This window comes from Pseudomonas chlororaphis, assembly GCA_001023535.1.
In the GTDB taxonomy this organism is placed as follows: Bacteria; Pseudomonadota; Gammaproteobacteria; order Pseudomonadales; family Pseudomonadaceae; genus Aquipseudomonas; species Aquipseudomonas chlororaphis_E.
Genome location: CP011020.1, coordinates 211644 through 225858 on the forward strand (window position 1 = coordinate 211644; position 14215 = coordinate 225858).

The following is a 14215-nucleotide window of genomic DNA, read 5'->3' on the forward strand; positions in this document are numbered from 1 at the left end:
AAGCAGCGCTACTGTCAGGGCTTATGCTCGTTTTTTTAATAAAGTTTAGGGCGAACGAAAAATATTTTATGAGCGACGTAAATCGGCTGTTAACGCATGACAGACCGCAACTCCCGAGGCAATAATCAGCCGACGGAACCGCTTCACTCCTTTTCCAATCGCCGACAAAGTGCCCATTCATGACCGCTGACCACACGCCCGCTGAACAGAATCGCTTGGCGCGCCTGCTCTCTTACCTGGTGCAGGATCCCGGTAATTTGTCGCTTTTGGCGGATGCGCTGTCATTGGCCATTGACTTGGGCGACATTGCCGCTGGCCAGCAACTGATCGCGCACATGCAAGCGCAGGGTATCGAGCAACCCCATACTTACGCACTGGCAGCGCATGCATCATTGCAGGCAGGACGATATGCCGCGGCCGCGGCGTTCGGCGACAAGGCAATCGAAGGAGGCATCCATCACGCGGCCGTTCTTTTCAATACTGCCCTTGGCCACTTTCACAGCGGCGACTACGGGGCGACCCACACCCTGCTCTCCCGGCTGAGCAAGGACCCCCAAAGCCCTGCCCATCTGCTGGTGATGCATGCACGTGCACTACACCAGTTGGAAGAAACGGAAGAAGCCGAGCGTCTGGTGACCAGGGCCCGGCAACTGGAACCGGAGAACACCAACACGCGCGGCCTGCTCGCGCTGTTGCAATATGAGAACGACAACTACTCGCCGGCATTGATCACGGCGCACGAAACGCTGGCCGAAGATCCCGATCAACTCGATGCACTGATTGCCTGCGCCTCGGTCCACTTCGAGCAAAACAACATCGTCGCATCACGCAACGCGTGGCTTCATACGATCAAGCAACATCCGGAATGCGGCCGGGCATGGTCCGGCCTGGCACGACTGGAGTTCAACGAACTGGAGTTCGACCAGGCCGAAGAACACCTGAAAATGGCTGTCCGCTTCATGCCGGACCATATCGGCACCTGGCATCTACTGGCCTGGATCTACATTCTGCGTCGGGACAGCGTTCAAGCTCGCCAGGCGCTTGATGCCTCCTATGTGCTGGACCGCAATTTTGGCGAGACCCATGGAGGACTGGCCATCGTCGACATCCTGGATGGAATGAAAGAACGCGCCCAGAAAAGCATACGCCGAGCCCTCAAACTCAATCCGCTGGGTCTGTCGGTGCAGTATGCCGAAGCGCTCTTGCTCCAGGACGCAGGCCAACCCGAAAAGGCAGTTCAACTGATCGGCCAGGTACTTGACCGGACCCGCCCTGACAGCGACATCACCGGTCGCGTTTTGATGGAAAACTGGTTGAGAACACACCAGAACAAAATCCCAGACCGTCATCCAGACCAACACTAAGTCATCGCTCACAGGGAGCCTCTACATGCTGGACGCGCCGGAATATTTGCACTTGGCTATCAACGCCAGCCAGAACGGTGACCACCACGCGGCATTGAGTTATCTGAACACCGCCCTTGAACTGGAACCAAATAATGCCGCCGTGCATTATTTTCGCGCCGCCGAACATGCCGAACTGGGCCTGATGGAGCGTGCATATGCGGAAATGATTGAAGCACTCGAACTCGACCCTGGGATGGACATCGCTCGCTTCCAACTGGGTTTACTTGGCCTTCAGCTTGCGAAGTTGGACGAAGCCCGCAGTACTTTCCTCACCCTCCAGGACACGTCGCAAGATATGAGCCTGCGGGAATTTTCCAGTGCCTATCTGGAGCTGCTGGATGAGCGCCCGCAGAACGCCGCCACGCGGTTGGCTCAAGGCCTGATCGATTGCTCCAATCCGGCACTGAAGGCTGACATGGAACGAGTACTGGCAAGCCTCTCAAGCACTCCGCCCTCCACCTCCAATCTGACTGAACCCGCCGCGTTCCTTGGCGCCTACCGCAACAGTTTCGAGACTACCGATGAGTAAGATCGATTCGACTCGGCTGTCACAGGTCCTGGCCGCGCTGGCCAAGCCCAAGGAGCGAGTGGTATCGAACGCAGCCAATTCCGCTCCTGCCGCCACATCAAGGAAAGACGCAAAAGAGCTCGAAGTGCTGCGAACTCACCTGCAAAATCGCCTTAGGGACCTTAAAGACACTGAAGGCTTTCACGCAGCGGCGCCGGTCATCACGGTGCAGGAAATCCTGCGCTGGGAGTTTGGCGAGAGCATTCTGGAGCACCCTGAATTCGGCAACATATCGAAAAAAGTGGCTGAAACCATGCTTGAAAACCAGGCGCTGGAAAAAGCGATCTACACCATCGTGGATCGGATGCTGTCGCCTGGTTCCTGATTCTCCGAAACCGGCTTCCCCACCAAACCACCTTGAACTGACCGACCTAACGGCTGCCGGTACTCCTGGCTGCGGACGATTATGGCAGTGAGATCATGCTGCGCCAGATCATTGGAGTTTTTCGAAAACCAGGCGCCAGAATCAGACAACTCCAACCACCGAACGCTCGGGACAGCTAGCCCTCAACCTCCTCACTGCTCTGCACATCCAGCATCTCCCCGGCGTGGTCTTCAGCCCAGCGTACCAGGGCCGTCACGGGGGTTTCGAGTGTCCGGCCAAGGTCGGTCACTTCGTATTGAACGGCCACGGGCGAGGAGCAGATCACCTCGCGGCGGATCAACTTGTGGCGTTCGAGGCGCCTGAGGGCCTCGGTCAGCGATTTGTGGGTGATGTTCCCCAGCAGTCTGCGCAGTTCATTGAAACGGACGGGCCCGTCGGCCAGCCGGGTCATGATCATGATCGACCATTTGTTGGCGATCTGGTCCAGGACCAGGCGGGTTTGCTCCAGCCGTTGCGGGGTGCATTCGGGCTTTGCAGTATCGTCGAGCATATCTAGTACCCTTAAGGTGCGTAATTGCAACCTAGTATCCGATGTATACCATGGCGACTCAACCGTAAATCTCGTCGTGAATCCTCACGATGAGCACAAGAGGATGGGTCATGAACGCACTGACTGGACAAGTCGTACTGATTACCGGTGCATCGAGCGGCATTGGCGAAGCCACCGCGAAGAAACTCGCCGCCGCGGGCGCGAGGGTGGGTCTTGCGGCGCGCCGGGCCGATCGCCTTCACGCGTTGCACGCTGAGATTGAACAACAAGGTGGCCAGGCCGTCGTCCTGGAAATGGACGTCGCCGACAAGGCCTCCGTCGACGCTGGCGTGAGGAAACTGCTCGACACCTACGGCAGGATCGACGTGGCCTTCAACAACGCCGGGCTGATGCCGTTGTCGAGCGTCGATGAATTCAAGACCGACGAGTGGGATCGCATGGTGGACGTCAACATCAAGGGCGTATTGAACGTGTCGGCGGCGGTACTTCCACAGATGATCGAGCAGCATTCCGGCCACATCATCAACACGTCATCGGTCGCCGGTCGCAAGGTATTCGGCCAGGGTTTCGCCGTGTACTCAGCCACCAAGTTCGCCGTGAGCGCCTTTACCGAAGGCCTGCGCATGGAGGTCGGGCACAAGCACAATATCCGCGTGACCAGCATCCAGCCCGGTGCGACGGCCACGGAACTGACGCAGCACACGACCAGCGAAGAGTATGTGCAGATGATTGCCGGCTTCTCGGGGCAGTTGCAGTTCCTGTCGCCGGAAGACATTGCCGACACGGTCCTGTTCGCGGTCTCGGCCCCCCGCAACGTCAACATTGCCGAGTTGTTCGTGATGCCGACCAATCAGGTCTGAATCGAACGAGCGGCTGCGGATCGAAGTTCGATCCGCAGCCGCCCCCCTTCAGGCCACCTTGAAACGACTGACCAACTGCTGCTGGTACTCCGCCAGGCGCGCCAGTTCCTGGCTGGTGATTGCCGTCTGCTCGGCCCCGGCGCTGACCTGGATCACCAGGTCATTGATCTCGTTGACATTGCGATTGATGTCTTCGGACACCGCACTCTGTTCTTCCGCCGCCGAAGCGATCTGGATGTTACGGTCGCTGATGGTCGCCACGCCCTCGGCAATTTCCACCAGCAACTCACCCGCCCGCTCGACCTTGCTCGCGCCATCCTGAGCCTTGCCCAGGGTCTGCTGCATGGACAGCGCCGCGCGGTCCGAACCGGCCTGCAAGTTGCTGATCATCTGCTGGATGCTGCCCGTGGACTCTTGCGTCTTTTGCGCCAGGGTACGCACTTCCGAGGCCACCACCGCGAACCCGCGACCGTGATCGCCGGCACGCGCAGCCTCGATCGCCGCATTGAGGGCCAACAGGTTGGTCTGCTCGGCAATGCCACGAATCACATCCAGCACCGAGGAAATGGCATCGCTTTCCTCCTTGAGGTCCCCGATGATCGCTGCAGTCTCCTCGGCCTGGCCGGACAACTGGCGGATCAGCCCGATGGTGCTTTCGATCTCGACCCGGCCCTGAGCGGTGCTGATGTTCACCTGCTGTGACATGTGCGCCGCATCGTTGGTGCTTTGGGCCACCTCTCGCACCGTTGCGCTCATCTGGTTGATCGCCGTGGCGACCAGTTCAGTGCCCTGGCGTTGTTGCTCGACACTCTGGCTGGTCTGGATCGTCACCGTGGAAGACTCTTCCGCCGCCGTCGCCACTTGTGCCGTGGCGTTGCCGATTTCCTGCACCACCCCGCTGATCTCCTGGGCCATGCGGTTGAGGTTGCGGGAGATCTGGCCGAACTCGTCCTTGCCTTCGTGACTTGCCCTGGCAGTGAGATCACGCTCCGCCAGGTCATTGAGGACTTGATTCACGTCGCGCACCGCCAGGTCGATCATGCGGATGATCAGGTACGACAGCACCGCCACCGCCAACAACGCAACGACCACGGCACCGAGCGTCAGCCACAGGGCACGGCTGGCGCTATCGCGCTCGTGCATGGCCAGGCGGCTGACACTCTGACCGAGGGCTTCTTCCATCTGGCCCATCAGGTCGATCCGTTGGGTCGCGGTTTCAAACCAGTCTTGCGGCTTGATGCCCAGCGACTGGCCCAGCGGCACCTCGAATGCCAGGCGCTGCAACCGGGCAACATCGACGGCCGCCGGCTCGCGCATCTGATCATCGAACTGCTGCAACAAGACGGGTGGGGCCTTGCGACGGAAAGCGTCCAGGTAGGCGGTAAATTCACCCCAGTTGCGGCTGAACCGTGACAACAGCCCTTCGTCGAAGCGGTCCTGGGCGAACACCAGGCCGAGCACGACGCGCTCGCGCCCGGCCCGTTCTTTCATTTCGATGAATTGATTGAGTGCGCCGAGCGCATGAACAATGGTCGCGTTATTGATGGTCGCTTCCAGGGAGTGGGTATAACCGATCAATACTTGAATAATGTCGGTGTAGCGAACACCGGATTCGGTGCTGCTGATATTTAACTTGTCGACTTGTGCACGCACACTGGACAACTCATCCAAGGCACTAATGACTTTGGTGAGTTGATTGTTCCTCGACACCGGCAATTCACGAATCACCGCGACCGATGTGTCGGCATCCCGGCGCATCTGGGCCAGCCGGTCACCCATGGATTTACCGCCGCTACCGAGGAAAACCCCGCTGGCGCCGCGTTCGCGCTGGAGGGTGGTGATGAGCAGGCTCAGTTTCTGGGCGGTGGCGCTGGCGGTCACCGTCGCGTCCATGTCGCGCAGCGTCCGGTAGTTATCGCCGACAAAAATACCGGCCAGGGTCAGGAATCCTAATAACGGCAGTAAAAGAATCAATAAAAGTTTCAGACGTAGCGGTGCATTCCTGAGCATATTCGTTCAAGCCTCATTCCATACTCGATTAGTTGACGCGCGGCGCTGTTGTAAGAAGGGATTTTGTACACGCTGATCGTGGGGTGATATTAACCCAATATCAAATAGCCATCACCCCTAATATCCTACCGTACAGCGTTTATCTAAGCGCCAAGTGCAGAATTTGAATTTGCCTTGATCAAGATCAATAACCTGGCATTTAGTTGATGAGTGGCGGTACGTCACATCTGAGTCTTGTGCCGGGTGCAAGCCCCCTCCCCGGAGGCGGATTCAGGCACCACCGCGCGCCGGCCCCTCATGCGTTCCACCAGGGACAGCACCGCGACATAGAACACCGGCACCCACAGCACCCCGAGCACGGTCGCGGCCAGCATTCCGCCGATCACCCCGGTGCCGATCGCGCGCTGGCTGGCCGCACCGGCATCGCTGGCAAGCGCCAGGGGCAGCACGCCCAGGATGAACGCCAGCGAGGTCATGACAATCGGCCGGAACCGCAAGCGCGCCGCCTGTGCCGCGGCCTGCGTCAGGTTTGCCCCTTCGGCGTGCAACGCCCTGGCGAACTCGACGATGAGGATCGCGTTCTTCGCGGACAAGCCGATGATGGTGATCAAGCCGACCTTGAAGTAGACATCGTTGGGCAAGCCCATCACCGTCACCGCCAGTACCGCACCGAGCACACCCACCGGCACGATCAGCAGCACCGCGAACGGGATCGCCCAGCTCTCATAGAGTGCAACCAACACCAGCAACACCATCGTCAACGACAGGCCCACCAACAGCGGCACCTGATCGCTGGCCTGCTGCTCTTGCAACGACAGCCCTGCCCACTCAAGACTGAAGCCGGCCGGCAACTGCCGGGCAATCGCCTGCAACGCGGCCATTGCCTGGCCGGTGCTGTAGCCCGGCGCGGCATCCCCGGAAAAACGCAGCGATGCCGAGCCGTTGTAGCGACCGATCTGCAACGGCCCGACCTGCCACTCGAACCGACTGAAGGCTTCCAGCGGCACCAGACGGCCTTGGCGATTGGGCACCTGCAGGCGCAGCAGCGCTTGCGGGGTCTGCCGACTGGCCCCGTCGGCCTGGATGATCACCCGTTGCATGCGGCCCTGGTTGACGAATTCGTTGACCTGCTCCGACCCCAGCGCCGAAGACAACGCCGCGCTGATCACCTCGAAACCCACGCCCAGGGCCTCGGCCTTCTCGCGGTCGATGCTGACCTTGATTTGCGGCGCATCCGCCAGGCCATCCTCCCTCAAGTGTGCGATCACGGGCGAGGCCTTGGCCGCCTCGAGCAATTGGTTACGCGCCGCCAGCAGAGCCTCGTGCCCCTGCCCTGCGAGGTCCTGCAAGCGCAAATCGAAGCCGCTGGAGGTGCCGAGGCCGTCCACCGGCGGCGGCACGACGCTGTACAGCGTGCCATCGGCCACGTCCTCGAAGGCGGCGTTCGCCCGCCGGGCCACCTCTTCGCTGGTCTGGCCACTGCCGCGCAACGACCAGTCCTTGAGGGTGACGTAGGACAACGCTGCGTTGGCCCCTTCCCCGGAAAAGCTGAAGCCCATGATCGCCAGCACCTGATCGGTGGCCGGTTGGGCCAGGGCATATTTTTCCCACGCCTGGACCGTCACGTCCGTGCGCGAGGCCGAGGCGGCGGGCGGCAGCTGGATATCGGTCACGATGTAGCCCTGGTCTTCCTCGGGCAGGAACGAGGACGGCAACCGGGCATAGGCGAAGGCCAGCACCAGCAGCAACGCCAGGTACAGGCACAGGCTGCGGGCACGGCGGCGCAACCAGCGTTCGCCCAGCCGGTCATAGCGCCGGGCCAGGGCCTGGAAGTGGCGATTGAAGCCCTGGGCCCAACGCGGCACGCGCACCGGGCGCGTCGGATCAACCGGCTTGAGCAGGGTCGCGCACAAGGCCGGCGTCAGGCTCAGCGCGAGAAAACCGGAGAACAGGATCGACACCGACAGGGTCATCGCGAACTGCTGGTAGATCACCCCCACCGAACCGCCCATGAATGCCAGGGGCAGGAACACCGCCGACAGCACCAGGGTGATGCCGACAATCGCCCCGCTGATCTGCTGCATGGCCTTGCGGGTCGCCGCCTTGGGCGACAGGTGTTCCTCGCTGATCAGCCGCTCGACGTTCTCCACCACGACAATGGCGTCGTCCACCAGGATCCCGATCGCCAGCACCATGCCGAACAGCGTCATCATGTTGATCGAGAAGCCCAGCGGCGCCATGACCGCCATCGTGCCCAGCAGACAGACCGGCACCACCACCGCCGGGATCAGCATATAGCGCAGTTTCTGCAGGAACAGCAGCATCACCAGGAACACCAGGACCATGGCTTCGATCAGCGTGTAGAGGACTTGCTTGATCGCCACCTCGACAAAATACGAGGTGTCGTAGGGCACGCTCAGGGCCATGTTCGCCGGCAAGGTGCTCGACAGTTGATCCAGCCGCAGCTTGATCGCCTCCGCGGTTTCCAGCGCGTTGGCGCCCGGTGCCAGTTGCACCGACATGGCCGCCGCCGGCTTGCCGTTCAGCCGCGCGTCGAAGCGGTAGTCCTTGCGCCCCAGTTCAACCCGCGCCACGTCGCGAATCCGCACGCTGGAGCCGTCGTCATTGGCCCGCAGCACGATGTTGCCGAAAGCCTCCACCGAGTCCAACTGCCCTTGCACCATGACGGTGGCGGTAATGTGCTGGTCCGCCGGCCCCGGCCGCTCGCCCATGCTGCCGGCCGGCACCTGGATGTTCTGCCCGGCGATGGCCCTGCCCACATCGCTCATCGACAGGTCATAACCCACCAGGCGCGCCGGATCGACCCAGATCCGCATCGCCCGCTCGGCGGTGTACATCTGCACCCGCCCGACCCCGGCCACCCGACGGATTTCATTGTTGATCGCGCGAGCGGCATAGTTCGCCAACCCGACGGAGTCCTGCTGGTCGTCGGTGTAGGACAAGGCATACACCAATAGGAAGTTGGAGCGCGCCTGCTCCACCTCCAGGCCTTGCTCGATCACCGCCTGGGGCAAGCGACCGACCACCCGTTGCAGGCGATTCTGCACGTCGACCTGGGCCATGTCCGGGTCGGTGCCCGGCTTGAAGGTAATGGTGGTTTCGGCACCGCCGTTGGCACTGTTGGACTCGTAGTAAAGCAGGCCTTTGAGGCCGTTGAGCTCTTCTTCGATCAGGCTGGTGACGTTCTGGCTGACGATCTGTGCCGACGCCCCTGGGTAATCGACACTGACGTTGATTTGCGGCGGCGCCACGTCCGGGTACTGGTTGACCGGCAGACGCCCCAGGGTCAGCGCACCCGCCAGGGCGATCAGCAGTGCGATGACCCAGGCGAAGTTCGGACGGTTGATGAAAAAATCCGGCATGGTGTGCTTCCCAAGGTCGGTCAGTGGCGAGCTTGCTGCCCGGCCAGAGTGACAACGTGGACCTGCGTCCCCGCGCTGAGCTTGTCGGCCCGCTCGATCACCACCTGCTCGCCGGCCACCAGGCCCTGGGTGATCTGCCAGTCGGAACCGAGCATGGCGCCGGTGCTGACCACCCGCTCACGGACCACGCCACTGTCGTCCACCAGCATCAACCGGGCCTGACCGTCGGCGCCGCGCTGCACGGCCTGCTGCGGCACGAACAACGCTTGCCGGTCGACACCGGCCGGCGCGATCACCCGCACGTACATGCCGGGCAGCAGGAGGTTGTCCGGGTTGGGAAACTCACCGCGCAAGGTTACCTGGCCGGTGCTCCGGTCCACGGAGATGTCGGAAAACATCAAGGTGCCACGGCGTAACTGGGGAGGATTGCCCACTTGCACCGTCACCTGCGCCGTACCGTTGCCATCGAGGCTCAGGCGCCCGCTGGCCAGTGCCTGCTGCAAGGCCACCACCTGGTCGGCGGACTGGGTGAAGTCAGCGTAGATCGGGTCCAGTTGCTGGATTCGCGCCATTTGCGTCGCCTCGTCCTGCCCTACCAGCGAACCTTCGCTGACCAGAGCCCGACCGATGCGCCCGCTGATCGGCGCACGCACCTGGCAGTAACCAAGGTTGAGCCGCGCACTGGCCACGTCGGCCTGGGCCGCCAGGCGATTGGCCTGGGCGCTCTTGAGGTCGGACATGGCTTCGTCGAAGGCTTGCGGGCTGACGGCGTTGATCGCCACCAGTTGCTTGAAACGCTGCACCTGGGCGTTGGCCCGATAGACATCGGCCTCGGCCCGCGCCAAGGCACCCTCGGTGCGCATCAGCGCAGCCTTGAGCGGCGCCGGGTCGATGCTGAACAGCAACTGGCCGGCCTTGACGTCGCTGCCTTCCTGGAAATGCCGGGTCAGCACCACCCCGGCCACCCGCGCGCGCACCTCGGCGATGCGCACCGGCTCGATGCGCCCGGGCAAGTCCGTGGTCATGGCGAACGCCCGAGGCTGCACCGTCAGCGTCTTCACTTGCGGCACCGCCGCAGCCGGTTTGGCCGGTGCTTGCCGGTCGCCGCACGCGCTTAAACCCAGCAAGCCCAGCAACACCCAGGCGGGTGCCATCGCGGCGAAAATCTTCTGCATGGTCACTCCCTGCCCAATGAAAAAAGGCCCGCCGATTGCAATCGACAGGCCCCAATACCCCGTGGGAATGGGCTCGCTCGCGAAAGCGTCATCCCATCCAGCATCACTTCAAGCTGACCCACCGCTTTCGCGGGCAAGCCCGCTCCCACAGGTAATGTCGGCGAACACATCACGTGCAATCCCCACCCAACCCCTGTGGGAGCGGGCTCGCTCGCGAAGGCGTCATCCCATCCAACATCACTTCTAACTGACCCAACGCTTTCGCGAGCAAGCAGCGAAAACGCTCAATCAACGCGCTGAACGCTCGTTGAGGCTGCTCGCTGCCTGGAACAGGATCTTCGCCACGAAGTCGACCTCCTGCTCGGTGATGATCAACGGTGGCAGCAAGCGCACTGTCGCACCGTGCCGCCCACCGAGTTCGACGATCAAGCCGTGTCGCAGGCAAGCCTGCTGGAAGGCCTTGGCCCTGGCCGTGTCCACCGGTGGATGGCCCTGGGCATCCGGCGCCCCCTGGGGATCGACGATTTCCATGCCAAGCATCAGGCCACGGCCGCGAACATCGCCCACCCAGGCGAATTCGCTCTGCAACGCCTCAAGCTGTTTGCGCAGTTGCGCACCCACCGTTTCGGCGTGCTTGACCAGGCCTTCATCGCGGATAAAGCGCAAGGTCGCGGTGCCCGCCGCCATCGCCAGCTGATTGCCGCGGAAGGTGCCGGCGTGAGCGCCCGGCTGCCAGACGTCCAGCGAATCGTTGTAGACCATGACCGACAACGGCAAGCCACCGCCAATGGCCTTGGACAACGTGATGACATCCGGGGTGATGCCCGACTGCTCGAAACCGAACATCCGGCCGCTACGGGCGATGCCGCACTGGATCTCGTCGACGATCAACGGGATGCCATGGGCCTGGGTCAGTCGGCGCAGTTCCTGCAACCAGCGATCCGGCGCGGCAATCACCCCGCCCTCGCCCTGGATCGGTTCCAGGATCATCGCCGCCGGCGCGGTCACGCCGCTCTCCGGGTCGTTGAGCAAGTGTTCGAGGTAACGCACGTTCAAGGTGACCGCCTGGTCGCCGGCCACACCGAACGGGCAACGGTAGTCGTGGGGGAACGGCAGGCGCTGTACACCCGGCATCAACGCACCGAGGGCATTCTTCGGCGACAGGTTGCCGCTGATGGCCAGCGTGCCCAGGGTCATCCCGTGGTAGGCCCCTTCGAACGCCAGCACCGAGTGCCGGCCAGTCGCGGTGCGGGTCAGCTTGAGGGCCGCCTCCACCGCATCGGCCCCGCTTGGGCCGCAAAACTGGATGCGTGCGTTGCGAGCGAACTCGGCAGGCAAGCAACCGAAAATTTCCTGGACGAACGCGTCCTTGACCGGCGTCATGAGGTCCAGGGTGTGCATCGGCACGCCCGCGGCCATGACCTGGGTGATGGCTTCGATGATCACCGGATGATTGTGCCCCAGGGCCAGGGTGCCAGCCCCTGCCAGGCAGTCGACGAACACTTGCCCGCGGCTGTCCTGAACATAAATGCCATGGGCCCTTTCGAGCACCAGCGGAATGCGCCGTGGATAACTGCGGGCGTTGGATTCCTGCTGTTGCTGGCGTTCCAGAAGCGGCGTCGGATCGAGGCAGTAAGGGCTCGACAGACCGGTATGCAACAGGCGTAGCTGTTGCGCGCCACCCGCTGTGACATTCGAAAAAGCACTCATGATTTCCTCCATGGAGGCTGGGTTTGGAAGGGAACTGCAGCCTGGAAACACATCGCTGACCTGCACCCTCGAGCGCGGGGAGATTGCCTCCCCGCGCCTTCGGTTTTACATGTCGTAGCGCAGGATCATCCCCACCGTGCGCGGTGCGCCGACGTCGATGATGGTGTCGTCGCGGTTGTTGGTGATGTATTCCTTGTCGAACGCATTCTTGACGTAGGCAGACACAGCGACATTCTTGGTGACTTTGTACTCGGTATTGAAGTTGACCAGCACATAAGCGTCGCTCTTACGCTCCCCACTGACCTTGCCGTTGGAGTCGAACTCGTACTCCGAGGGCGCAGTGCTCTGATAGACAATGTCCGTGCCGAACATCAGGCGATCATCGAAGCGATAGACACCGCCCACCGACGCCTTGTATTTCGGCGAATAGAGGAACGACTCGCCGCTCCTGTCCTGGCCATTGTCAGCAACGAAGTCCTTGTATTTGCTATCGGTAACGGCGCCGCCGAAATTCAGGGTCAACTGCTCGGTGATGTCTTTCTCGACGAAGACTTCCAGCCCCTTGATGTCACTGCGACCGGCGTTGTAGATATCAATGACGGTGCTGCCGGGCTGCCGAACGCTGACCTGCTGATCTTTCCAGTCGGTGTAGTACAGGTTGGCGCGGGCACGCAGGCTCTTGTCGAAGAACGAACCGCGATAGGACAGCTCGTAGTTGGTGGTGTATTCCGGGTCGTAGGCTTGGTGACCGCTACCGGAGCGCAGGTTGACACCGCCGCCGCGATAACCCTTCTGCACCATGAAGCCAAGGTACTGATCCGTTGCCAGCTCGTAGTCGATACCGAGTTTCGGCAACACGGCATCAAACGACTTTTTGATTTTCTCGGGAACGAAACGGCCGTCTGCCTCGATGTCGGTATCGTTCGTCTCGTGGTCGTAACGCAGGCCGGTGATCAATGTCCAGCGCGGCGCGAACGTCCAGTTGACTTCACCGAACACCGCCTTGTTTTCAATCTTGGTATCACCCTTGACCGTGCGAGCCAGCACGTTGTCGAACAACAGCCGGTCATGGAACTTGTTGGTGTTGTGGCCGTAATAGGCACCGATGAAACTCTTCACCGTGTCCGAGTCGTAATTCAGACGCAACTCCTGGCTGAACAGGTTACCGTCCTGTTTACGCAGAACGACCTCGTTGTCCACGGCATTCTGATCGAAGTCCAGGCGGTTGCTGTAGTCCGAGCTGGTGTTGGCGGTCATGCTCGTCAACGACCAGGCATCGTTCAGACGATGATCCACCTTGGCGCTGACGGTGTCCTGCTTGAGGTTGTCGAAGGCTTCGGTGTTGGATGAAATGTCGTAATAGCTGGGCTTGCCGTCGGAACCACGCATGGTCGAGCGATCACCCTGGCGGTGTTCGTTGTGGGCGTAGGTCAGCAGGACGTCGGTGTCGTCATTGGGCAGGATCAGCAATTTGCCGCGGGCGTTGCTGGTACGGTGCGGGTTGGCATCCTTGTCGAGCGTGGTGTTGCGGATGTAGCCGTCACCGTCGGAATAGTCCACGGCGATACGACCGGCGATCTTGTCGTCGACGATGGCGCCGCCACCGGCAACCGCGGCCCCATGCTCACCGTAGTTACCAACGTTGGTTTGCGCCGAGAAGCTTGGTTCGAAGGTTGGATTCTTGGTGCGGATCACCACCGCACCGGCCAGGGAGTTGCGGCCCTGGGTGGTGGATTGCGGGCCGAGGAAGACTTCGACCTGCTCGGCGTCCCACAGCGGAACCGGGCTCAAGGTCAGCGCGCGGTTCGGCTGTACGGCACCGTCGACATACACCGACACCGCACCGTTCAGGGCCGCCGGGCCCTGGTCATCGAAACCGGATACCGGCACGCCACGAATGCCCCAGTTTTCGTTGCCAGCCTGGCTGTAGACGCCTGGCGTGCGGGCAAACACATCCACCAGGTCTTTGTCGCCGTGTTCACGCAGGGTCTTGTCAGTCATGACCACCACGCTGGACTGGGTCTGGTCCAGGGTACGGTCAATCTTTTCACCGGTGACGGTGATCGGAGCGATCTCCATCTTGCCGGCCTCTTCAGCCGCCCACGCACCGCTGCTCAGGCCCAACGCCGACCCCACAGCCAACGCAATTGTAGTCTTTTTGAAATTCACGCCCCGCTCCCCTGCGACAGATATTTTTGGTTTTCTTCGAGCTGGCTGAAGGCTGTTCG

At 61.6% G+C, this 14215-nt stretch carries 10 protein-coding genes; 4 read left to right on the forward strand and 6 right to left on the reverse strand.

The features are described from left to right. Positions 1–179: 179 nt before the first annotated feature. The 3 genes from VM99_00900 to VM99_00910 are packed head-to-tail and all read left to right on the forward strand — an operon-like array spanning position 180 to position 2299. The gene (locus tag VM99_00900) at positions 180–1364 is read left to right on the forward strand and encodes a hypothetical protein (protein AKJ96681.1); all 1185 of its coding nucleotides are present in this window, start codon (positions 180–182) and stop codon (positions 1362–1364) included. Positions 1365–1389: 25 nt separating this feature from the next. Further along, positions 1390–1935 carry a hypothetical protein gene (locus tag VM99_00905; protein ID AKJ96682.1) on the forward strand — a complete coding sequence of 182 codons (546 nt, stop codon included), beginning with the start codon at positions 1390–1392 and terminating at the stop codon, positions 1933–1935. Next, entirely contained in the window at positions 1928–2299 is a 372-nt protein-coding gene (locus tag VM99_00910) for a hypothetical protein (GenBank protein AKJ96683.1), read from the forward strand. The genes VM99_00905 and VM99_00910 overlap by 8 nt, the downstream gene beginning before the upstream one ends. A 175-nt stretch (positions 2300–2474) precedes the next feature. Here the strand turns inward: VM99_00910 and VM99_00915 are convergent, their stop codons facing one another. Beyond that, positions 2475–2849, reverse strand: a complete 375-nt coding sequence (locus VM99_00915) for a hypothetical protein (GenBank protein AKJ96684.1) — start codon at positions 2847–2849, stop codon at positions 2475–2477. Positions 2850–2959: 110 nt separating this feature from the next. Here VM99_00915 and VM99_00920 point away from each other — a divergent pair, with 110 nt between their 5' ends. Further along, the gene (locus VM99_00920) at positions 2960–3709 is read left to right on the forward strand and encodes an oxidoreductase (GenBank protein ID AKJ96685.1); all 750 of its coding nucleotides are present in this window, start codon (positions 2960–2962) and stop codon (positions 3707–3709) included. Positions 3710–3757: 48 nt separating this feature from the next. Here VM99_00920 and VM99_00925 read toward each other — a convergent pair whose 3' ends face one another. From VM99_00925 to VM99_00945, 5 genes are all read right to left on the reverse strand, one after another. Continuing rightward, entirely contained in the window at positions 3758–5719 is a 1962-nt protein-coding gene (locus tag VM99_00925) for a chemotaxis protein (GenBank protein AKJ96686.1), read from the reverse strand. A gap of 221 nt (positions 5720–5940) precedes the next feature. Beyond that, entirely contained in the window at positions 5941–9102 is a 3162-nt protein-coding gene (locus tag VM99_00930) for an acriflavine resistance protein B (protein ID AKJ96687.1), read from the reverse strand. 20 nt (positions 9103–9122) lie between these two features. After that, on the reverse strand, positions 9123–10277 hold the full coding sequence (locus VM99_00935) for an RND transporter (GenBank protein AKJ96688.1): 1155 nt from the start codon (positions 10275–10277) through the stop codon (positions 9123–9125). Positions 10278–10565: 288 nt separating this feature from the next. Next, positions 10566–11939 (reverse strand): 2,4-diaminobutyrate 4-aminotransferase, encoded by a 1374-nt coding sequence (locus VM99_00940; GenBank protein ID AKK01655.1) that lies wholly within the window; start codon positions 11937–11939, stop codon positions 10566–10568. A gap of 153 nt (positions 11940–12092) precedes the next feature. Further along, positions 12093–14156 carry an energy transducer TonB gene (locus tag VM99_00945; GenBank protein AKJ96689.1) on the reverse strand — a complete coding sequence of 688 codons (2064 nt, stop codon included), beginning with the start codon at positions 14154–14156 and terminating at the stop codon, positions 12093–12095. Between the last annotated feature and the right edge of the window lie 59 nt (positions 14157–14215).